This window comes from Arthrobacter sp. P4_F10 (assembly GCF_056401435.1).
Genome location: NZ_JBFUJJ010000035.1, coordinates 1 through 21,628, shown reverse-complemented (window position 1 = coordinate 21,628; position 21,628 = coordinate 1). Strand labels below are relative to the sequence as shown.

Here is a 21,628-nt window from a genome sequence, read left to right as displayed (position 1 = left end):
CGATTAGGCGAAAGTGTCTACCGGGGCCTGGCCGCAGCTTTGGGGGGAGACGAGGGCGCGGTCTCTGGACTTGAATTTGCCGACGGTCTCACGTGTGAAAAGGACCAGAAGCAAGGCGGCGAGGATACAGGCTCCGCCCATGATGTAAAGGCTCCAGTTGTAGCCGGCGGCGGCCGTGTATCCGCCGCCCGCTGAGATCAGGAAGCCCAAGGCAAGTGGAGAAGCTCCTCCAAGGTACATGGTCGTCAGCAGAACAGAGTTGGCAGTACCCAGGCCACCCCTCTCAGCGGCATCCGCGACGAAGCTGTAGAGCACCGGAAAGATCCCGTTGGTGGCCATTCCGAGGAACAGTTGGAGCCCGACAAGCCAGATGAGGCCTTGGGACGAGAGCTGCAGCATGAAGATGCCGATCCCGAGCCACACGAACGTTATGATCGAGGTGAACTTGCGCCCCAGAGTGTCCGAGACATGTCCCCACAGAATCTGTCCCACACCCCCGGTGATCGTGAACACTGCGGCATAAGCAGCCGCCTCAGCGAAGCTGTAGTTGCCGACGAACGCAATGTACTGCGGCAGCCAGAAGCTGATGCCGGTGTAGACGGCGATGCCGAGAAGGGCCGCAATCGAAGGGACAACGATGTTTGGATTGCGCAGCGCACGTCCCAAGGCGCCCGGTGCCGCGGGCTCGTGCGGTTCGTCGCCATCGCGCAGGGGAGCGGTGTAACCGGCCGCTATAGTTTGTTCCTCGAACCGGGTGTATCGCTTCTTCGTGGCAAACAGCCAGTAGCTGATCCAGATCGGGACCATAGAGAGCGGAACTATCAAGAACGTATCGCGCCAGTTCTCGGTGCCTGCCAAAGTGAGGATGCCACCTACGAGGAGTGAGGTGATGAGCGTTCCCCACGGGTATGCGGTGTGCTGCAGCCCAAGGAACAGGCCGCGCTTTTCGACGGGGGCAGATTCTGCCATGGTGGAGACTTCGATGGCCTCTCCCGCTCCTCCGAAGGCATTCTTGACGCTCTGCAAGGTGACGAAGGACCAGATCGAAGACGTCAACGCGGCGATTCCGCCCAAGATCGTAAAGATAAAGTATCCGACCGCCATGACGGCATTTCGGTACTTGCGGGCCCACCCATGTCCGCCTTTGTCGAACCAGGGGCCGAGCGGGAGTGCCAACAGGGACGCGGACACGGTCACGATCGCCGACACGATACCCGTCATTTCAGGCGTGAGCTGATACTCCGTGACTATTGAGGGAAGAACGAAGAATAGAAGCTGGCGGGTGCTGGCGTTGAGTGCATAGATGAGCCAGAGAAATACGAGTGCGTACAGCGAGTAGCTGGGAATTCCTCCATACGTCCGCTGCTGAGCAACGCGAGGTGGCGAAGAACTAGACATCGGTCGGCCTCTTTCAAGAAATCAAGCTGGTGTTAGGGGAGTACGAAACCGTCAGGTGAAACTGAGGCCCGTTTTGGGGCGGGAAACCCGCGCACATTAATAGCGGTGCGCGGCCTTCTTTGGCCGCGCACGATGCGAGTCCTACTCTCTGCCGAGCCGGGGTGCCCAATCGCCGTCTCCTCGATGAGAGGGATAGTCGCAGCCCTAAGCAATGATGTAGTGTTCCGCACCACAACCCTAGGCGTTTGGATACGATCAAGGCAATAGTTGTCGCTAAAGTGGTAAAAAATGCGTTCTTTGGGGTTGCATGTATCCAACTTTCGGAAAAGTAGGGTTTGCTGTAGGCGGCTGGGGGGTGCACGTTCACCGCGGCGGGCTGGTGGACCGGGGGCGCCACGGGGGCCAGGGCGTGGACGTGAGTCCTCCACGGCGGGCCCGGCAGTGGGGGGCATCCTCGCATCTGGCCGTGAGTAGAGTGCGCAGCCATTGCGATTACTCCAGAGAGGAGACCCCCATTTCTGGAGTCCCATTCGGGTGCAGCCATCGCGATCCGCGGGTCAAGCCTCGCCACCGGAAGGTATTGCGGATGCCGCGACTCCACGCCGGCACCAAGGCTTCGTTGGCCACTGGATCGAGGCGGGGGTTATGTAGGTCCGCCGACTAAGGGCTTAAGCAGCGATTGGATACATTCAGCAGGCGATATCCGGTCAAATGGCGAAGCAGCCCCCAAGACTTGCGTGAATCGTATCCAAAGTCTAAAATTTGTGATGTGAACCACTCAGCTTAGGCCTGAGGGCCATTGAGGACACTTCGATACCCCAGCGACGAGGTTCGGAGACCTGGGGCCTCAACACAAAGCAGGACTGACACTCGGGACGGGCCGATGGTGGCCCTAACGGGCCAGTCCTATCCGAATCAAGGAGAAATGATGACTGAAACACTTTCTGGAAAATGGTGGGAGCTGCTGGGCGAGGAGTTGAACGCCGACGTGCGCTGGTCCGAAGCCGCCAAGTGGTTCGAGGCTCGGATCCAATTTCATTACGAGGAGGGCTCTGCCTCGTTGGACATTCGCGGGGGCAAGGTTGCCGGCGTTACAGACGGGTCCTCGGCCAGGGGTGCCGACATTATCATCAGCGCTCCACGTGCCGAATGGGAACGAGTAGTCAGTGGAGAAACGGACTGGTACCGCGGGACATCGCCCGGGCTGGGCGAGATTACTCTCGGTGGTGACGCCGTCCTCGCGATGAGGAACATCAAGGTCATGTGGCTGCTGCTGGAGGCCATGAAGCGAGTGGGCAAGGAAGCAAGCCCCCGCCCGGAACCGTCCCCGGCCCCACGGCCGTCCGGCAAGGAAATTATCGGACGATACATCGATGTCAACGGCATCCGCACCTACTATGAGGAGGCTGGCGAAGGTCCCGCCCTCATCTGCTTCCATGCCGCAAGCCAGGACAGCCTGATGTACCGCCATGTGCTGGAGGGCCTCTCGGACGAATACCGCGTCATTGCAGTGGACGCACCCGGCCACTGCAAAACCCTCGTTCCTGAAGACGGCCCGTTCGAAAGCCTGACCCGCCACGCGGAATTCAACGAGGCGCTGATCGACGCCTTGGGCCTGGAGAAGCCGGCTATCGTCGGCTGTTCCATGGCCGGAAATATGGTTCTGGAACTGGGCGCCCGCCGGCCTGACGCCTACTCCGCGATCATCTCGTCCGAGGGCGCCGACTACACTCCGACAGTGTCCGAGTTCTTCCTGGACATGCTCAAGGTCGACGGGCAGCAGATCCTCGAATGCTGGTCCCAGTCCCTCACCGGCGACCGGACCCCCGAAGACCGGGCAGAGGAAGTCGTGTGGCAGATCCAGCGCAACACCGCCAAAGTCGCCGCTGCAGACCTCACAGGTTACGCGGGATTCGATGTCCGGGACCAGATGCACAAGGTCACGGCTCCGGTCCTCTTGCTGGCGGGGGACGCTGACTGGCTGGTCTATCCCGATCAAGTCAACTCGACACAATCGCACATCGAAGGCAGCGAAATCGCGGTACTCGCCGGCACCGGGCACTACCCGATGATCGAGAATCCCTACGTGCGGGCGAGGTGAGACTCGCCCGCAGGCCCACGTTTCTGCATTCGCCGGAAGCCGCAAAAGCCGTCCCGGCTGCGCTTGGGAGCGGCCTCACTCATGCCCGTGAAAACGGCCGCTTGACTCGGCAGTCCATCTGCCTGGAAAGGACGCCGGATGAATGATAGCCGCCGGAAGCGTCGACGGCGTGATGCCGGATGGTTCTGCCCTTTGGCTGGTCCAGGGCACGTTCTTCGGGCGGGCACTCTTCCTGAAGTCCGACGGCATCAACGCCGTTCGCGTGACTCCATCGGACTCGCCGATCACAGGAATCACTTTTGAGAGGCCATAACGTGACAGCTTCACGCATTGCCGTAAACGGTACGACTCTGCACGTCGAAGATACCGGCGAGTCCAGCCTGCCGACGATCCTGTGCCTCCGCTCGCTCTTCCTCGATGGTCGGGGAAAACGACACAGTCAGATCCCCACAAGCTGACATGCTTGACCTGTGGCGTAAGCGGATTGCCTCGCTCCCCAAGAGCCTGTTGCCGGCCATGAAAGGCGTGATTGAAAGGCGCAACTCGCTGCCCCTTCTCCCGGAATTAGGCATCCCTGTGCTCATCGTCTCGGGCGAGGAAGATCAGCACCGGCCCCCCGGTGTGGTGCGACGAAATGGCCGACGGGCTCCCCAATGCCAAACTCGTGCGGCTCGACCGGATCGGCCACAGCAACATCCTGGAGGCTCCGGAGATTGTCATCCCACAAATTATCGGGTTCGTCGAAGCAATCGGACAGTCATAGCCGCCACCGTCGGCCTTCACCGCCTTGCCCCAAGCTGTCCTCACCGCGCCCCACAGCAGTGGGGACAGCTTGTCTATGCCCGGTGTTTTCCGCGATTCACGGGGACGACCCCCACCACGAGAAAAAGGACAGACATGACCTTTCCCCAGACACGACCCCGTCGCCTCCGCACCACAGTGGCCATCAGACGTCTCGTAACGGAGCATCGGCTGGCCACCTCGGATCTCATCCTTCCGGTCTTCATCCGCGAAGCCCTCACCGAGCCGGCACCGATCGGATCCATGCCCGGCGTCGTGCAACACACCGCAGACTCCCTGAAGCGGGCTGCCGCGCAGGCTGCCGAACAGGAACTGGGCGGCATTATGCTCTTCGGAATCCCCGCTCACCGCGACCATGCCGGCTCCGCCGCCCTGGACCCTGAAGGTGTCCTGAACGCAGCCATACGCGACGTCCGGGCAGAAGTGGGCGACGACCTTGTCGTGATGAGCGACCTGTGTCTGGACGAGTTCACCGATCACGGGCACTGCGGCGTCCTCGACGCCAACGGATACGTGGACAATGACAAGACCCTGGAAATCTATGGCCAGATGGCCATCGCCCAGGCCGACGCCGGCGCCCACATCGTGGCGCCGTCAGGGATGATGGACGGCGGCACCGGAGCCATCCGCCGGGCGCTGGAGAGCGCGGGCCACACGAACACTGCGGTGATGGCGTACGCAGCGAAGTACGCGTCAGCGTTTTATGGTCCCTTCAGGGAGGCTGTCGATTCCCGGCTTACGGGGGACAGGAGAACCTACCAGATGGACGCGGGGAACCGCCGTGAAGCGCTGACCGAGGTCAAACTCGACGTCGAAGAAGGCGCCGACATCGTGATCGTCAAACCCGCGATGAGTTATCTGGACATCCTGGCCGACGTAGCCCAGACCAGCCCCGTGCCGGTCGCGGCTTATCAGATCTCGGGTGAGTACGCGATGATCGAAGCTGCGGCCGCGAACGGCTGGATCGACCGCCGCGGAGCGGTCCTGGAGTCGCTGCTTGGAACTAAGCGTGCTGGGGCGGACATGGTGCTTACCTACTGGGCATCAGAGGTCGCGACCTGGCTGAAGGCAGCGTGATGGGCGGCGACGGGACAATCCGGCCCGAATACCGGTCCACGGCAGATGGGGCTGTGGCACGGCCTCAGGGGCCTAGCCGCCTGAGTGCAGCGCCCGCCGGAGGGGCGGCGGCTGCCTATTCCTTTCTGAGTCACGCCGGATCCCCACGGTGCGGGCTCTGTGGCCATCCCGCACCAGCACCGGCTGAGACCGCTTGTGCTGTGCTCGGATTCGCGTCGGCAGCGTGCCCGCTACATGGCAGCGCAGGTGCTCCGGGGAGGACGCGGCGACCTGTAAGTGCACAGGGGCGCAGCACGTCTGCTGATGTGCGGGCCCGCACCGTGAACCAGGTCATCTTCCGGGTCTTTGTCCTTCACATCGGGCTCGCGCGCGAACCCGCAGGCACCATTCGCCCTCCCGGGTCAGCGTATGGTGGCTGGCCACGAACGGGTAATTGCGGCGCAGGATTTCATCTGTTGCTGCCACGATCCCGGACCTGACCGTGGGGTTACTGAGCTCCGTGGCATCTGCGGTCGTAGGGAGTAGACGGGGTGGCACTGACGGCGGTCAGTCCGTGTGGGGCTGGCTGAATGACACGAGACGCGATTGCATTTCCCAGTACGGAGTGGCGGCCGGCACTGGTTTGCCGTCACGTAGGGCGTTGGCCACGTTCACCGCCGCGTCAATTGCTGCGCGGTACGGCAGGGAGCCGGAACTCACCCGCCGGACCCCCAGCTCACCCAGCTCGGCAACGGTCAGGGAGGGATGTGCCAGCACGTTGACCGGCAGCCCCATGCCAGCGGTGACGATCCGGATGTCCTCCGGATCCACAAGTCCGGGGACAAAGATGCCGTCCGCTCCGGCGTCGGCGTAGGCACAGGCACGGAGCAGGACGGCATCGACAGTGGGTTGTTCGCCGAACCATATGTTGTCCACGCGGGCGTTGATGAACATAGTAGGGCTGCGTCGGTTGACGGCGGCAACTTTGTCGGCAAAGGCTGCTGGATCGACCAGGTGCCCGGCGGTGCTGTCCTCCAGGTTGACCCCGGCCACGCCCAGGGCAGCCAGTTGGGCCACAAGTTCCGCAACCTCGGCGGGGTCATCGGAGTAGCCGTCCTCGATGTCAGCCGTGACGTGGACAGGCAGGCGGCACAGCTGCGCCGCCAGTGCGGCGGTGACCGCCTTGCTGGACCGGCCTCCGTCGGGCAGGCCGGCACTTGCCGCAATTCCAAAGCTGGTGGTGCCGACGGCCGGGAATCCTGCTGTCGCAAATGCCAAGGCGGATCCGAGGTCCCACGCATTGGGCAGCAGGAGTGGCACCACAGTGTGGTGGAGTTCCCGGAAAGTGGCCGTTTTCATTCCCATCCCCTGCCAGCCGAAGTAGGTGAATCCCCGTTCAGTCTATAAACGCGGCGGGGCGGTGCAACGAATCATCCTTCCCGGACCTATTCGTAATTGAGGCGGAACGGGTCGCGTTCCTGCGGGATGGGAACGTCCTCATCGACGAAGGCGTCGAAACCGGTCGTGGCAGCTGTCGAGGGCTAGGGAGAATCCGTCGCAGGCACCTGATCCGCAGAGGCGTGGCCGGATTCCTGACTTTGGCTTGTGGAAGAGCGAACAGGCCTCATCCGGTCTCGTCCAGATTGTGGCAACGCCAAGATTTCGGTGCGGCCTGCTTCACGATATTTGAGGCGGGACAGCCATCGTCTCGTGGACGGCTTCGGCGCCTACACCAGCCGGTTGGTTCATGGAAGTCGCGAACTTTAGTTCAGCATTGTTGGCTGGCCGTTTCGCTGGTTCCTACTCAGCGCTTTGGGTTGCCTGGAATGTGGCAAAAAGAAAGTGTGTACAAAGTACACACTTTGGGCTTCGGACTGCGTCGTATGTGGGTCGGATCGGGCCGGATTCCGCATGTTTCCGGGGGGAGGCCAGTATTGGCGGGGGAGGGAATGCAGTTCGAGTCCCACCTCGGGCACAGCATTCCCCTTCGTCAGAGGGGGTTTTTGCTTTAACATGTGTACATTCACCCGGGTTGGGTCCCTCTGACGCTTGTTGCGGCTGGTGCCTGGCCGCCGCGGTGGCCTGTTAGGTTGTGTGGGTGGCGGGTTCAGGGTCCTGGCTGGTGGGCCCTCCGCCTGCTCGGATGTGGAGTCATTCGGGTCTCCTTTCTCGCTTATTCGAGTGGGCGTGGTTGGCCTTGTACCTGTTCATGCGTTGGGGTTGTGGTGATGACATGACCTGCGGGAAACTTCTTCCAGGTTTTTGGCCGCTCTTGGCTGTTTCCTGGGGCGTGGGGGAGCCGTTGGTGGCTGTTTGTCCGGCCAAACGGGGTGTGTACAGTGTCCACACCGGTGTCCAGGTGATGCCGTGGCTCATCGGCGACGTCCCTTCGTGCCTATTTCTGCGGACACGAGTTCATGCAGCCACGGGGTCTGGGTGATATGACTTTCCGCCTGGTTCTTACGTCTATTTCTTGCGCGTCTTGGCCGGGCGGCAACCACAACGATCGGAATCAGTCAGGGCACCAGCGGACTGTCGCCAGGGTTACCTTAGATCCATGGGGCACCTGAGAGGTCCTTTATATCTGGACATCGTGGCGAAGGGCCTGTGTCTGGCGGGTGTTGCGCTGATGATCTTCGGTCGGGACGGCTGGTTCACCGTCGGTGTTTTCGTCGTGGTTATCGGCGTGCTGATCGGGGCATGGGCCATGGTTGCCGTCCGTCGGGTGCGGCCACCTGGAGGGCCCTCCCGCCCGGCACCTTTCGGCGCATGGAACCGGAGGGACGCGACTGCGGAAAAGGACGACGATTCCTGAACCCGCGAGGATTCGACCGACCCGGAGCTCAGCCTGATGAGTTTCCGGAGACCTCGCGTCGCGACTCTTCGCCGCCACGCAGGGCCTTGAGTCCGGCGGCCAGGCGGGCCGGTCGTCCTTCTTGCCCGAGGCCCTATCCCCATCCGCGGGCTTCACGCCAGCGGGGACGCACTGGCTGACGCCGGCTCCGCGTTGCGGGAAGCCGCCGGGATGTGTGACAGTGGGCCCTGGTTGGTGTATGCCAGCATGAGGGATCATTCTGGCCAAGGCCCGCGGCGCCTACCGCGGACGCACGAATTCGCTCTCGCCCGACCAAGCGGGCGAGCTTCGGAACCGGGCCGGCACGGGGGCACATAAGACCGGCGTTACCCGGGAATTCGGCATCAGACGCGAAACCATCTACCAGTGGACTGCGCAGACGAAGTAGCCGGACCCGGATCAAACAAATCGGGGCCAGAACCCGGGCAAGTTCTGACCCTGTTGTATTTTGAGCGGCGCTCAGATGGATTTATGCGCTTGATCCAGCCGATATCAGCCGGTTGAACTCCGAATCCATCTGGTTTGGTACTGCCTCTAATGCGCGGCTTCGTACTTTTCCATGATGTCAGCCTGGATACGGCCGCGGGTGTTGACCTGCAGGCCTTGGTCGGCCGCCCACAGCCGGACGTCGCGGGCATTGGAGGAACCGGGACGGGCCCGCCGGGCACGCCCGCCGGTCTTCCGGGCTGCTTTGGCAAAACGGCTGAATACTTCACGCAGTTCGCTTGCATGAGCATCATTGAGATCGATTGCATATTCGACGCCGTCAAGAGCAAACGAAATTGTCTCACTTGCCTTGGATCCGTCGAAGTCATCCTCCAAAAGGGTTACGACTCTTTGTGCCATAAGAAAAGCATAGGCCTTTGTACTGTCGTCGCGTGGCCGATATTTTGCGCACGAAGCTCAGGCGGCAAGCCCCGTAGTTCAGAGTTTCCAATGACGACTTCGGGGGAGCCGACCACATGGAAACGGACATGCCTTTCAAGCACCGCGACCATGCGGACAATCACGTCACCGGAAGCGGTCAGCTCCTGGTCCCGCAGCACCAGGAGCATTTTCTTCAATGTCCCCACTCGACGTATGATCCGTTATCGGCCTTCGATATTGGGTGGGGGAAGTGGCTGCGAAAGGGCYGTGCCTGGCATCGCCTCACGTGTCATGCGTTCCCGGCGACCGTTTGCCTCTGCAGCAAGCCTCGGGTTCAACGCTTCTTGCCCCCAACACCCGGCACGGACGCGACTTGTTTCATCCACGCCGCGATCTGATGTTCGTCGATGTCCTCTATGGATTCGAGCTCCACACCCCGCGTCGACTTGCCCATCCCCACCGGCGTCACTGGTGGTACGGGATCGAGCGCCACACCATTGATGAACATGAGCTTGACGTGGCCGGCAAAGCCGCCGCAGCTGAAGCACCACCCGTCGCCGACGCCGTAGTACGACATGCCCCACTTCACGGAGCGCTGGAGGTTGGGTAGTGTTTTTGCCGCCAGCGCGTCGACCGTTTCGGCGATGACCCGCTGCGGCTGTGGCAGGCTGGCGATATATGCGAAGACCGGCTTGTCGCCGACCGCCGCTTTCGCTGGGCTTGCCCTGCCGGTCATGGCTTCCGGCAGCGTGATGGCTGCGTCGGCATGTGCCGCTGTACGCGTGGCCGGCTTTTCGGCTTCCCCCTTACCGAGCTCCCTGCTGGTCATGGAGAGTATTATCCCTCACGCATCGCGAGAAGGAGCTAGAGCGCATCTCCTAATGCAGYAGCCCAGATGGCGACCGGCGTACCGGCACCTACAAGAGTTGCAAACCGCTGTTTCGGCGGAGCGCTACGCTACTGGCCGCGAAGTGCTGCGGGGGCAGAAAATGGGCGGTCCTGTCGTCAGGCGGGAAGTCTGTCACTACCGCAGTCTGTGAGTCCGCCGTGCAGCACCGGTAGCGGATATTACGTCAACCTGCGCTTCGCGTACGGGTTGATCGGGCCCCACCAGCGCCCCGGCCGGCGGTGGTTTGGGGGAGGTTGGCGTTGAGTTCGGTGTGTTCCCAGCGGTGGAGCACAGAGCCGAGTTCGTTCCAATTCCGGGCCCTGTCGTGGACGGCGGGGCACGCCGCTGGTGTGCTGTGCCTGTGGCGCTCCAGGGCCGTGACTCCGGACACCGTAGCGAGCTGGCCAATGCTCCATTGACGTCCGGTCGCCGTTTCTCCGGTCATGCGTCCTTGGGTGGGTCCACCAGCCGGCTTACCATCATCGGGCGAATGGAGGTCGTCTACTTAGCCACGAATCCGCCCTTGCCCTATGAGCCTCTGCGAAGGTGTCATTGTCCTATTCGTATTTGTCCATCAGCAGACTCCGGCACGCCAGTTGCAGCGCCAGCCGTGCCTCCGGATCCTCTAAATTGATGGCGATGAGCGACTGGATCCGCCTGATGCGGTCGCTGACAGTGTTGCGGTGGACGTTGAGGATCGCCGCCGTCTCAGTCAGCGACGATTCGCAGTCCAGGAAAGTGGTGAGGGTCTGCAGGAGTTCAGGGCCAGCTTTGAGGAGTGGGGCCAGGAGTTCTCGGGCGGCAGGCCGGAACGTATCCGTGCGGGTCCAGATCAGCAGCAACTGGGCCATATCCAAGCGGTCCACGTGGACGAAGTAGCCGGAGTTTTCCCTTGCCCCAGCGATGCGGGCGGCGTCGTTGGCTTCCTCGAGAGAGCTGACGATCCCTTCCGGCTGCGCTTGCATGCGGCCCACGCCGAATTGGGTGGAGATGGTTGCGGCGAGCACCCGCTGGGCCCTGCGCAGCGCACTGCTTGCGCGGCTGACCTCGGCCGGGTCCGGCTTGGACGGGAAGGAGATCCACCCTGCCCAGCCGTCAGACTGCTCAACCGTGGTAGCCTCGATCTTTTCGCGCATCAGAGCGCGGTCCAGATCCGGTTTCCGGGCCACCAAATCCACGGGTTGGCGGATGATCACACGGAAGGCCATGTGATAGCCGTCCAAGGTCCAGCCCAGCTCCAACGCCCTGGCCCTGAACGAAGGACTGACGTCGCCAGCGTTATCGATCAGCTGTCCCAACAAGGCAATCCGGTGCCGGGCATCGCGTTCCCTCTCCAACCGCTGCCGGGAAAGCAGCTCTGAAACCGCGATGGCCGCCACTTCCAGGGCCGCGCGGATTGCTGCCTGTTCCTTGTCCCATGTCGGAGCGAGGACCACCCTGAGCCGCGGGCTGTTCTCCTGTTCACTATGGACTGGTGCCAGGATTTCCGTCAACGCAGCCAGCTCGACCTCCGGCTGTGGTGCGGGCTCATGGCCCGGCGGCTCAGCGGAAATCAGCTCTCCGGAAGGATCCACCAGCGTGACCTGGTGTCCGATCGCGACACCCAGACGGGACAGCAGGTGGGTGAGGGATCCGTACGGGATTCGGCATTCGGATGCTACACGGGAGATCAGCAGACCCTGAAGGTGGGCGGCGCCGGACAGCAATTCTTGGGCGGCCGTGCCGAATTGCCAGGTGTTGTGGACTGCCAGCACGACGAGCCCCAAGCGTTCGGCGAGCCGTTTAACGTTGGGCGGCAACGCGCCGTCGTCGTTCGGCAGTTTTACTGCAAGGGCCACGACGCCGGCATAAGACGCCAGCGCCAACAGCGCCTCAACGTCCCACGACACGCCGGACGGAAGGGGTTCCAAGGGGAGCAGAACGCAGTCCCGAAGGTTCAGCGAATCGCCCTCGAGGTTCCGCTGTTCGCGGACTTGGCGATTGACCTCGGCGAGAGAGCCGGTCAAGGCCACCAGCGAAGATACCGTCCTGTCACCGGACTCCACGACGCTCTCGATCACTCCCGCCGGGACGTGATTCGTGACGGACAACAGCGGGATCGGGGGAATCATTCTGCTACTCCGGTTCTCCTCGATGCCCGCCTCTACGCGAGGAAGGTCTGGCTACTGTCCCATGATGCCACCGCCGCGCCGCCCACATTTCGTCGGAGGCGCGGCGGATGGGCAGATGGTCGATGGCGGTCAGACGCGGTAGCGCTCGATGGACTCGGTGTGCTCTTCCGGCGTCCCGTCCCATCGGTGCGAAGGGACGCCGTAGCCGAAGTACCCGGGACCGGCCAGTTCCAGGCCTTCAGTGGTGTGCCATCGGGGGTCGCTGGGCCCAGTCAGGACGCAGACGCGCTGCCCGTACCGCAGGTTCTCCGTGGTGATTGGCTCGGCGGACTCCGCGTCCACCACGATGATGAGGTCCGGAGTGGTGGTGACTACGGTGCCGTCCTTGGTGGCGAGGAGGTGTTCGTTCTGAAAGTGCAGCGACAGTATCGAGCCTGCGTCGGCGCCCATGCCTTCGATCGTGGCCTGTCCCTTGGCGAAACCGCCCGTTGTCTGACGCTGGAGGTCGGTTACCTTTCCGAGGTGGACAATGCGGCCACGGAGCGTTTCCGCCAACACGTCACAGGGGTTGAGGTTGTTGTGCTGCGCGTTCGCAACTGCGTCTCCAATGGTGATGGCGAAGGACATCGAACCGGCCACGAAGCTCTCGCGGGCCTGCGCGCCGGTCATGGCGTACGTGCTGTTGAAGGCATTGCATCCCATTTCGATGGAAGCCTGCCGGGCAAAGCGTTCGCCCCAGAACGAGTCGATGGCTTCGATGACCAGCGAGTTGCCCTTCTCGTCGGCCAAGGCCATGGGCGACGCCTGAATTCCGTACAACGGCGCCATGCCCATCTGGATTTCCGGGAATGCCCGTCCGATCAGGTCGCCATCGATCAGCGGAATCCCCAGCTGCGCGGCCGCGACGATGGGCAGCATGGAGTTTGAACCGCCGATCTCCAGGCACGCCGTGTGGGTTGCCACCCTGTTCAGTGTTGCCGCGAGCTTCTTGATGGTCAGGGACAGGTTCTCCACGGTATCCAGCTTCTCGACGGATACCGTGGGCGCACCGATCGCCGCGATCGGAACAATGAACGCGTCGTCGGCCAAGTCTTCGACGGAGACGAGTTCAACCGGCCCGTACTCCTCGATCGCTTTGCGGGCCAAGAGCCCGCCAACGTAGGGATCGCCGCCGCCGCCCGTGCCGAGGATGGCGGCGCCGCGGGCCAGCGAGTCAATGTCGTCTACCGTGATGCGCGTCAGCTTTCGGACGTGTGTCACTTCCAGGGTCATTTCACTTTCCTAACGTGAGGTTGCCGGCTGCCTTGATCCGAACGCGCATGGCGTTTCCGGGAAGGTAGGGGATCGGGATGGCTTCCTGCTCAACGATCGACACCGTGTCCGGGCTGGCGCCGGCAGCAACGGCACGGTCCACGGCTTCCTGCCGCGCGGATTCCATGGCGCGCTTTTGATCACTGTCCGCGATGTAGGACACCCGGTCCACCTCACCGCTGATCTGGGCGATGGCGGCGCCGTACGCGTTGGCGACGTCGAAGTTCCCGGGCCTGTGAATTGTGCCCAGACCCTGCAGTTTGTCTGCCAGCAGGATGGATCCACCGCCGACGGCGACAACCGGCAAGGGTGCCGACGACGTGCGGATCCGGTCGGCAATGTCCGCAATGGTCCCGTCGATCTGTTCCAAGGCTGACCGGACCACAGCGTCACTGATGTGGCTCACCAAAGATGCGTCTCCGACGTCGGCCCGTCCACTGCGGACCGCGATGTCAGTCGCCGTCAGGGCGGACCCGCCGAAGACGAGCGACTCGTCGGTCAAGCGGTAGCCCACCGAGTCCGGGCCCACAGTTCCTTGATCGGTCCGGACCCGGGACCCGCCGCCGAGACCTGCCGAGAGTACATCCGGCATCCGGAAGTTGGTCCGGAGTCCTGCGAGCCTGACGTGGGTGCTGGACTCTCGGGGGAAGCCGTTGACCAGGACACCAACGTCCGTGGTGGTGCCGCCGATGTCCACGATCAGGCAGTCGGAGAATCCGGAGAGGGCTGCTGCGCCGCGCATGGAGTTGGTGGGACCTGAAGCGAACGTGGCCACCGGGTAACGGCGTGTGTATTCGATGTCCATGAGCGTGCCGTCGTTCTGGCTGACGTACAACGGCGCGGTGATGCCCTGCTCGAGGACAGCCTTGGYGAGTCCGTCAACAATACGGTTCGCCATTTCAGCGAGGGAGGCGTTGACGATGGTCGCATTCTCCCGCTCCAGGAGGCCCACCCTGCCGATTTCGTGGGACAAGGAGACAGGGAACTCCGGGCCAAGCTCCTCTCGAAGGATGGAGAGTGTGCGCTGCTCAAATTCGTCGTTGACGGGCGAGAAAACGCTGGACACTGCCACAGAGCGGATGCCGTGGGCGGCGATGTCTGCTGCGTGGCGCCGGATTTCGTCGGCGTCGAAGGGGCTGATGGCGCGTCCGTCGAACTCGTGTCCACCGTGGGCCATGTAAGCGCGGCCTTTGACGGCGGCGGTGAGGGCATCGGGCCAGTCCGTGAAGGGCGGCAGGGACGCCGTGGCGGGAAGCCCCAGCCGGATCGCCGCTGTTGGGCAGAGGTCACGTGCCTCAATGAGGGCGTTGATGAAATGAGTGGTTCCGATCATCACGCCGCGGACGTGGTCCGGGCGGAAGCCGTTCAGGTCCTTCAGCGCGGTGAGCACCTGGGTGATGCCGCTGGTGACGTCCTTAGTGGTGGGGACTTTGGTGGACGCGAGCACCTGCCCGCCGTCCAGCAGCACAGCGTCCGTGTTGGTGCCGCCGACGTCAATGCCGATTCTCAGGCTACTCATGGTGCGGTTACCGATTCTTCCTGTGTGGTGGTTTCGTTTGTGGGTTGGTTGTCGCCGTAGGACCGCAGGAGGTTCAGCTTGCCGGCGATGATGTAGAGGATGAACGCCGCGGCGAGGGAGTTAAGGGCCGGGAGTCCGAAGGTGACGAAGTAGCCCAGGGCCGCTGAGATCGCCCAGATGACGAACGTGGCCGGGATCCAGTTGGGCGATTCGGCTGGCGGAAGGCCCGAATCCCGGCTGGCTTCCAGTAGGGGCCGCCACTTCTTGATGACGAAGTACTCGGCCATGATGATGCCGGCTACCGGCGGGAAGACGACGCCCAGCACCATGAGGATGTCGATGAATTTGTCCAGGATGCCGATCGCTGCCAGCACGGTTCCCACAACCCCCAGAAGAAGCGTGACGTGCCCACGGTTCAGGCGCCTGTTCATGGCGCTGTTGAAGAAGGACACCACGCCGAGGCCTGCACTGTAGAGGTTCCAGTCGTTGATCTTGGAGGTGCCCAGGACGATGATCAGGATGCCGATCCAGCCCACCGAGGAGAAGATGATCTGGGTGACATCCGCCGACTTTACGGCGTGGGCCAGCAGCACGCCGATCATGCCGATGGTGTAGTTGCCTAGCGTCATGCCGACGACGGTCTGCTTGACGACGTCGCCAGCGGTCCTGTTGTAGCGGGTCATGTCGGGCGTGATGACCGCCCCGAGAACGGCGCTTCCAGCGACGATGGTGGTAGCGGTGACGAAATCAAGGGTGGCGCCAGGAGGAGCCTCGTTGATGAGCTGGCTGATGGAATGGTTGCTCAGCTCGGCCCATGCCGCCCAAGCGATCAGGATCATGAACAACGGCACGGTGATGTTGGCCAGCCACTGCATGGATTCAAAGCCGCGGACTACGATCAGGGTCACCACCAGGCCAAAAGCCAGCGACCAGGCCCAGGTGGGAATTTCAGGGACGATCTGGTTCAACCCGGCTCCGGAAATCCCTGACTGGATGCCGAACCAGCCGATAAGGCTGATGCAGATGGCTAAGCCGAGGACCGACGCGCCGCCGCGGCCGAAGCCTGTCCAGCGGGCGAGCATGGACGTTGTGAGGCCTTGGCGCATGCCGGCGATGCCGACGAAAATCATGAGTGCTTCGACGATCAACGCGCCAACGGTAAACGCCCAAAAGGCGTCCCAGAACGTCATCCCGAAGCCAAAAGTTGCCCCGAGAAGAAACTGGCTCAGGTCAGAAGTCTGGCCAAAGCGTTGGACGGCGATGCCGAACCAGTGCTTCCGCTCCGTTGCGGGAACCCTGGTGATGGGGTAGTCATCGTGCCCTGTTTCGGATGTGGACATGACATGCATTCCTTTCGAGTGATTCACTTCACAGTATCCACGCGACGCTTTGCGGTCATTGGGCAAAGTGCATACCTCCAGTCTGAAGAACAGGCATATCGCACAGTTGCCTGGCCGATTAGTTTCCTCAGTGATGGCACTCAACCTCAACCTTGGATACCTGCTAGCGGCTGGGTTGGGCATGGCCCTTGTGGGGCTAGCTGCTGTTTTCCGTCAATACCGTCGACTCAAGGCGTCGACGACGGACCCTGGACCGTAGCCCTTCCACGACTCGTGAAAGACGGATGTAATTCGCGGGTTGAAGTTCAGGTCTGACCGAGTGCGCAGCAGCGTTTCAGCTGCCCACGGCGGTGGATAATCCTCATGGGTCATCCACCGCTGCGGCTGCCGGGGAGCTACCCCAACGCTCCCAATTTCCAGCCGTGGATAACCCGGCTTGACCAACCCGTGACCTGCTCCGCGTCCTTGGCCATGACCCCGACGCCTGAGGGCAGACACGGTCAATCCCGCGGCCTGCCGGTAAGCCGCGGCCACGCCGTCCGCCCGCTCGGCAAACGCTGGGGGCGTCGAAGGACTTGGCAGGCGGGGAAGTCGCCGGTTCGTCCCGATCCGCAGGCGGCCCCGGTACAGCGTCAATTGTCCAGACGGTGTCTGGACAATTGGGAATGGAACGTTGGAACCTCCAACTAGGGTGGAGCCATGACCCAGCTTGAACCGGAACTCCCGGGAGACTATGCCGCTGCTCTCACGACCCTGAAGGGCTCGTCCGCGAAGCTCAACAGCGGGCGCAGCGCGTGGTGAATACCGCCATGATCGGGCTTTACTGGAACATTGGGCGGATGATCCCGGACAGGCAGATGAACGAGCCATGGGGGAGTGGGCCGCTGAGTGTGCACAAACTGTTCACTGATGGGCCCTTTCGGGGGCCTTTTTGTTGGCCGGCGTTACGGCTGGGCGGCTCCTTTGCTTGCCTGGGCAGCAATGTTGCTGCTTCCTCGTTCATGACCGGGAGCACCTGCAACGGCATGACTGAGTTCACACCATGGGAGCGGCAACTGCAAACCTTGCTGGTTTGCTCGGTAGCTCCGGGCGAAAAACGCCAGAACGTCCCTATCGAGGCCTGCCCCAAGACCTTCTCGGCTCCCTGTCGCTGATTTTCCGAGCAGATTCCACTGCGGTGCACGTCTTCCTCAGCGTACTTGGCAAGGCTTTAGTTAGGTGGCGGGGAAGATCATTATGCTGACGCTTGTTGTACATTCTGTACATGACAGCCCTTACAGATATTGACCGGCAGCTCCTTTCGGCCCTGCGCGAGGACGGACGGGCGTCTGTGGCCAGCCTCGCCCGTAAGCTCGGCGTTGCCCGGGCAACCGTGAACAGCAGGCTCGATCGCCTTCTCACTTCAGGAACCATCGTTGGCTTCACTGCCAGGGTCCGTGACGAAGTGGACCCGCTTGAGATCCACGCCATCACCCTGATCGCTGTTGAGGGGAGGTCGGCCAACAAGGTGATCCGAGAGCTCAGGGGGTTCCCCGAAATTCGGGCACTGCACACCACCAACGGCGGATGGGACCTTGTGGCGGAGCTGGCCACCGAAAACCTCGGCGGGTTCGACAACGTGCTGGGCAGGATCCGCGCAGTCGACGGCATCGTCAACAGCGAGACCAGCCTTTTGCTCAGTTCCGTACTCAGATAGTGCTCCAAGGCCGCCGCTGCAGTCGACGATCGAAGACCGGCGAAGTGCGCAGAACGGCCTGACATTCTGCGCACATTTTTGGCGATTAGCGAGCTATTCGGTCATTGTGGCCGCATATCGACGCCGCATAACGTGAGGGCATTAGCTGTCGAGATGGAAAAGGGTGACGCAAATGACGCGTTTTGTCGATGTTCACAACATGGTGCGATGGGCTGCCGGCCGGGGAGTGGAGACGATCATCTCGGAGATGATCGTTTACCTCGAAGACGATTTCCGCCGCTGGGCGTCTTTTGACAAGAGTCCCCGCATGGCCAGCCATACCCCGTTCGGGGTCATCGAACTGATGCCCACGAGCGACCACGAGACCTATGGCTTCAAGTACGTCAACGGGCACCCGTCCAATCCGGCCCGTGGTTTCCAGACAGTGACTGCGTTCGGCGTCCTGGCGGACGTCCACAATGGATATCCCACCTTCCTGGCGGAGATGACCTTACTGACAGCCCTGCGTACTGCGGCGACCTCGGGTATGGTCGCGAAGCATCTCGCCCGCCCCGGCTCCGCAAGCATGGCCATGATCGGAACCGGCAGCCAGTCTGAGTTCCAGGCCCTAGCCTTCCGGGCTGCCCTCGGAATTACCACGCTCAGGGTGTGGGACACTGATCCGGCCGCGACGCACAAGTTGTCCGCAACCTCACCCCGCTGGGGTTCAAGATCACGGTTGCGTCCTCGGCCGCCGACGCCGTGCAGGGAACGGACGTCATCACGACCTGTACCGCTGACAAGGCCAACGCCACCATCCTGACGGCCGACCTCATTGCCCCCGGCGTCCACCTCAATGCCATCGGCGGGGACTGCCCCGGAAAAACCGAACTCGACGCGGTCATCCTGGGACTCGGCGACGTTTTCGTGGAGTTCACACCGCAGACGCGGATTGAAGGCGAGATCCAGCAAATGCCCGCCGACTTCGCCGTTACTGAATTCTGGCAAGTCTTGAGCGACAAGGCACCGGGGCGCACCAGCTCGGAACAGATCACGATTTTTGACTCCGTCGGCTTCGCCATTGAGGATTTCGCGGCCTTGCGATACGTCCGAGACGCCGTCGACGGGTCGGACTTCTTCGTAGACATTGACCTCGTCGCCGACCCGGAAGACCCGAAGGACCTCTTCGGCCTTTTGGGCGCCTTGTCCCCGGTTGGATCTTAGGTCAGGGATGCCCCCTCATGGATCCTTCCAGGTCATCGACGTCCGCCTGCAGCGGGTCGGCCCCGCACGGAAACCTGGATCCCCGGCGCCTTGCGGGCTCCGGGTAGGTTCCCGGACTCCGCCAGGTACCCTCTCCTGGCGGAGTCCGCATCGCGGTAGTTCCCGATGTGCGGTCCGTCCACGAGTGCGAACCGACACAGCCAATTCGCACTGCATCCGGGTCACTCACCCCGGTGTGGTTAATTGAATTCCAGAACATGAAGGCTTAGCCAGAGCACGAGTGTGTCCTCAGACTGGTCCAGGTCGATGTTGAACAGTTCGCGTAACCGTTTGAGGCGGTACCGGAGCGTGTTTTGGTGCAAAGACAATCCAGCGGCGGTCCGGGCGGAGTCCCGGGAACAGTCAAGGTAGGTCCGCAGCGTTTTTGCGTACTCTGTTCCTGAGCCGGCGTCGTATTCCATGATCTTTTCGGCGGCTGCCGATGTGAGGTGAGGTGTCTTGCGGAAATGGGCGGCCAGTTCGAGCAGCGTCAGGCGGCTGCGGACGTCGTGCGCACTCGCATAGGTGATTGAGCTCTGACCGGAAGCGAGCATGAGCAGGACCAGGTCTGCCTCGTGCCTCGACCGGCCGATGTCCGACGCAGCAGGGACAGCAGACCCGGCCGCTATTCGCAGGTCAACCGCAAGGGATACGCGGGAGCGCTCGGTGAGCCGTCGGGCCAGGGCTTCGACGGGTCCAGACGAGGCAGGGTCGACGTCCGCGAAAAGGGCATAGATGGTGGTTCCCACCAGCACGCAATGCGCCCCTCGACGGTGGGCTTCGCACTGCGTGGTGACAAGGTCCAGGAGCCGGACCAGTGTCATCTCCGCCGCCTGCCCGATGTCCGGTTGGAAAGCGATGACCGCAAACGGCCCGGAGTTCCGAAGTCCCAGCTGTTCCGCGATGAGTGCCGCGTCGTCGCCACCTTCTAGGAGTCTGCGGAGAAGCTCCGCGCGCTGTTGGCGGGCCAGGTCGTAGGCACTGCGTGCTCGCAGCATATGAAGGGCTGCGATATCGGCAGCCCGTTCCAACGCCTGTTCCGCGACCACGTCCAGGTCACCGTTCGGGTCAACAACCCAGATAGAGCCGAGCGGCTCTTTGCCTGCCCGGACTGCAATGGCCAGCCGGTCGAGGGCCGGACGGACCCCCTCGATGCGGACCGCGCCGTGGGAGCGGAAAACAGAGGCATACTGGCCCGCGTTCTCCGGAAGGTAGGGAACCTGGCGTCCCAGGATGCCCTGACGCCGGTCCTCATCGATCGGCTGGTGGGCGAGGGTCGAGTAGGCGAGCACCTGTTCCTGGAGATTCTCAATGGCCGTGGCGCCGCCAACCATGGCGGCGATGGCGTTGGCCAACGCGAACAGGTCGCCAACGCCCAGCGTGGACAACGAGTTTCCGGCTTCGGCTGAGGCAGTGAGCGCCGAGTCCAGGAGCGCATCCAACTGGCGCCACCCCATCTCGTCATCGACCACGAGGAGGGYGATACCCGACTGATCGGCGACGGCGATGATATGCCCCAGATCCTGGGAATACTGCTTGATGACCAGCGCGCCAAAGCCTGCCGTGGCCGCGCTGCGGACAACGCCGGCTGTTGCTGGTTCGGCAGGGTGAAGTCCAATGCCCAGAAGGATCGCACCCGGCAACCCCTCCAACGGAGTGTGGGGATCGTAATACGCAGGGCTGGTCAGGGAAAGCTCCGCCGGCGTGCCGTGGGAGCGGAGCGCCACTGCCGGGCTTGCCAGTAGCCGCAGGAGCCCGTGGAGAGTGATGCTGTCTGGGGTGCCGGAAGAAGTTGCCACGAGGGAAAAGCTAATCCCTCTTGTGGCGGAGCACAAGACTTCGCATGAAATGTCGTGGTCTGCACCGAAGCCAGCGGCCCGGGGCCCAGCAGATAGTTGACGCATGTCACTTTCACTTGAAGCGGAACCGCTCGCCCGACAGGCCGCAGAGGCAGCAACAGCAGCAGCAGCCAAAGCCGGCGTCCTGGTGGTGGATGAGCATGACCGCGACCAGCTCCGGGACGTCGAAGGGCTACTCATCGCGATCTGGGGCATGTCCCCCCACGGAGCTCCTATACCGTTCGACCTGTTGCGCAGTATTTCGCATGCAGGGTGCAACGTTTCCGCCGCCTACGATCCGGGAGGACAACTTTGCGGGGCAGCTGTCGGGATTGTCTCACCCGGCGGGAGCGCGACTTACTCGCTGATCGCCGGGGTCCTGCCCGGTACCGGCGACAAAGGCGTCGGCTTTGCCCTGAAACAGCACCAGCGGGCCTGGTCGCTGGCACGGGGCATCGAATCGATGACGTGGACTTTCGACCCGCTGGTCAGCAGGAACGCCCGCTTCAACCTGACCAAGCTCGGGGCAGTGGCGTCCGAATATGCCCAAAACTTCTATGGCGAGATGCAGGACGAGATCAACGCCAATGACGAGAGCGACCGGC

General features: G+C 62.6%; 14 protein-coding genes and 2 pseudogenes. 7 read left to right on the top strand and 9 right to left on the bottom strand.

What is annotated here, in order from left to right:
- Nucleotides 1-3 precede the first annotated feature (3 nt).
- Nucleotides 4-1,398 (bottom strand): MFS transporter, encoded by a 1,395-nt coding sequence (locus AC1DR1_RS20070; protein WP_229995252.1) that lies wholly within the window; start codon nucleotides 1,396-1,398, stop codon nucleotides 4-6.
- Between the two features lie 928 nt (nucleotides 1,399-2,326).
- Between AC1DR1_RS20070 and AC1DR1_RS20065 the strand changes: the two genes are divergently transcribed.
- From AC1DR1_RS20065 to hemB, 3 genes are all read left to right on the top strand, one after another.
- A complete protein-coding gene (locus AC1DR1_RS20065; protein ID WP_476993170.1) occupies nucleotides 2,327-3,499 on the top strand; it encodes an alpha/beta fold hydrolase in 1,173 nt (390 codons plus the stop codon).
- Between the two features lie 634 nt (nucleotides 3,500-4,133).
- Nucleotides 4,134-4,262, top strand: a complete 129-nt coding sequence (locus AC1DR1_RS20060) for an alpha/beta fold hydrolase (protein ID WP_290369415.1) — start codon at nucleotides 4,134-4,136, stop codon at nucleotides 4,260-4,262.
- Between the two features lie 134 nt (nucleotides 4,263-4,396).
- Nucleotides 4,397-5,377 (top strand): porphobilinogen synthase, encoded by a 981-nt coding sequence (gene hemB, locus AC1DR1_RS20055; RefSeq protein ID WP_229996105.1) that lies wholly within the window; start codon nucleotides 4,397-4,399, stop codon nucleotides 5,375-5,377.
- A 546-nt stretch (nucleotides 5,378-5,923) separates the two neighbouring features.
- Here the strand turns inward: hemB and AC1DR1_RS20050 are convergent.
- Nucleotides 5,924-6,715 carry an isocitrate lyase/PEP mutase family protein gene (locus AC1DR1_RS20050; protein WP_229996104.1) on the bottom strand — a complete coding sequence of 264 codons (792 nt, stop codon included), beginning with the start codon at nucleotides 6,713-6,715 and terminating at the stop codon, nucleotides 5,924-5,926.
- A 1,198-nt stretch (nucleotides 6,716-7,913) separates the two neighbouring features.
- Between AC1DR1_RS20050 and AC1DR1_RS20045 the strand changes: the two genes are divergently transcribed.
- Nucleotides 7,914-8,171: a hypothetical protein gene (locus AC1DR1_RS20045; protein ID WP_229995374.1), complete on the top strand. Its 258-nt coding sequence runs from the start codon at nucleotides 7,914-7,916 to the stop codon at nucleotides 8,169-8,171.
- A gap of 573 nt (nucleotides 8,172-8,744) precedes the next feature.
- Here the strand turns inward: AC1DR1_RS20045 and AC1DR1_RS20040 are convergent.
- The 6 genes from AC1DR1_RS20040 to AC1DR1_RS20015 all read right to left on the bottom strand — a co-directional run bounded on the left by AC1DR1_RS20040 (nucleotide 8,745) and on the right by AC1DR1_RS20015 (nucleotide 16,247).
- Complete coding sequence (locus tag AC1DR1_RS20040; protein ID WP_229995373.1) at nucleotides 8,745-9,056, bottom strand: histone-like nucleoid-structuring protein Lsr2; 312 nt, start codon at nucleotides 9,054-9,056, stop codon at nucleotides 8,745-8,747.
- Between the two features lie 355 nt (nucleotides 9,057-9,411).
- Nucleotides 9,412-9,906, bottom strand: a complete 495-nt coding sequence (locus AC1DR1_RS20035; protein ID WP_229995371.1) for a DUF1801 domain-containing protein — start codon at nucleotides 9,904-9,906, stop codon at nucleotides 9,412-9,414.
- 617 nt (nucleotides 9,907-10,523) lie between these two features.
- Nucleotides 10,524-12,077: a PucR family transcriptional regulator gene (locus AC1DR1_RS20030; protein WP_229995370.1), complete on the bottom strand. Its 1,554-nt coding sequence runs from the start codon at nucleotides 12,075-12,077 to the stop codon at nucleotides 10,524-10,526.
- A gap of 129 nt (nucleotides 12,078-12,206) precedes the next feature.
- A complete protein-coding gene (locus AC1DR1_RS20025; RefSeq protein ID WP_229995369.1) occupies nucleotides 12,207-13,349 on the bottom strand; it encodes a DUF917 domain-containing protein in 1,143 nt (380 codons plus the stop codon).
- A gap of 1 nt (nucleotide 13,350) precedes the next feature.
- Entirely contained in the window at nucleotides 13,351-14,907 is a 1,557-nt protein-coding gene (locus tag AC1DR1_RS20020; RefSeq protein WP_476993169.1) for a hydantoinase/oxoprolinase N-terminal domain-containing protein, read from the bottom strand.
- Nucleotides 14,904-16,247 carry a purine-cytosine permease family protein gene (locus tag AC1DR1_RS20015; protein WP_229995367.1) on the bottom strand — a complete coding sequence of 448 codons (1,344 nt, stop codon included), beginning with the start codon at nucleotides 16,245-16,247 and terminating at the stop codon, nucleotides 14,904-14,906. Before AC1DR1_RS20015 ends, AC1DR1_RS20020 begins: the two co-directional genes overlap by 4 nt.
- 1,264 nt (nucleotides 16,248-17,511) lie before the next feature.
- Here AC1DR1_RS20015 and AC1DR1_RS20010 point away from each other — a divergent pair.
- Nucleotides 17,512-17,943, top strand: a complete 432-nt coding sequence (locus AC1DR1_RS20010) for an Lrp/AsnC family transcriptional regulator (protein WP_229995365.1) — start codon at nucleotides 17,512-17,514, stop codon at nucleotides 17,941-17,943.
- Nucleotides 17,944-18,115: 172 nt separating this feature from the next.
- A pseudogene (locus tag AC1DR1_RS20005) lies at nucleotides 18,116-19,146 on the top strand (ornithine cyclodeaminase).
- A gap of 239 nt (nucleotides 19,147-19,385) precedes the next feature.
- Here AC1DR1_RS20005 and AC1DR1_RS20000 read toward each other — a convergent pair.
- A complete protein-coding gene (locus tag AC1DR1_RS20000) occupies nucleotides 19,386-20,984 on the bottom strand; it encodes a PucR family transcriptional regulator (RefSeq protein WP_476993168.1) in 1,599 nt (532 codons plus the stop codon).
- A gap of 103 nt (nucleotides 20,985-21,087) precedes the next feature.
- Between AC1DR1_RS20000 and AC1DR1_RS19995 the strand changes: the two are divergent.
- Nucleotides 21,088-21,628, top strand: a pseudogene (locus AC1DR1_RS19995) (hypothetical protein); the annotation flags it as partial.

Coding starts and splice junctions, on each gene's coding strand:
- AC1DR1_RS20070 (WP_229995252.1), bottom strand. CDS start 1,398: ATGTCTAGTTCTTCGCCACCTCGCGTTGCTCAGCAGCGGACGTATGGA.
- AC1DR1_RS20065 (WP_476993170.1), top strand. CDS start 2,327: ATGACTGAAACACTTTCTGGAAAATGGTGGGAGCTGCTGGGCGAGGAG.
- AC1DR1_RS20060 (WP_290369415.1), top strand. CDS start 4,134: ATGGCCGACGGGCTCCCCAATGCCAAACTCGTGCGGCTCGACCGGATC.
- hemB (WP_229996105.1), top strand. CDS start 4,397: ATGACCTTTCCCCAGACACGACCCCGTCGCCTCCGCACCACAGTGGCC.
- AC1DR1_RS20050 (WP_229996104.1), bottom strand. CDS start 6,715: ATGAAAACGGCCACTTTCCGGGAACTCCACCACACTGTGGTGCCACTC.
- AC1DR1_RS20045 (WP_229995374.1), top strand. CDS start 7,914: ATGGGGCACCTGAGAGGTCCTTTATATCTGGACATCGTGGCGAAGGGC.
- AC1DR1_RS20040 (WP_229995373.1), bottom strand. CDS start 9,056: ATGGCACAAAGAGTCGTAACCCTTTTGGAGGATGACTTCGACGGATCC.
- AC1DR1_RS20035 (WP_229995371.1), bottom strand. CDS start 9,906: ATGACCAGCAGGGAGCTCGGTAAGGGGGAAGCCGAAAAGCCGGCCACG.
- AC1DR1_RS20030 (WP_229995370.1), bottom strand. CDS start 12,077: ATGATTCCCCCGATCCCGCTGTTGTCCGTCACGAATCACGTCCCGGCG.
- AC1DR1_RS20025 (WP_229995369.1), bottom strand. CDS start 13,349: ATGACCCTGGAAGTGACACACGTCCGAAAGCTGACGCGCATCACGGTA.
- AC1DR1_RS20015 (WP_229995367.1), bottom strand. CDS start 16,247: ATGTCCACATCCGAAACAGGGCACGATGACTACCCCATCACCAGGGTT.
- AC1DR1_RS20010 (WP_229995365.1), top strand. CDS start 17,512: ATGACAGCCCTTACAGATATTGACCGGCAGCTCCTTTCGGCCCTGCGC.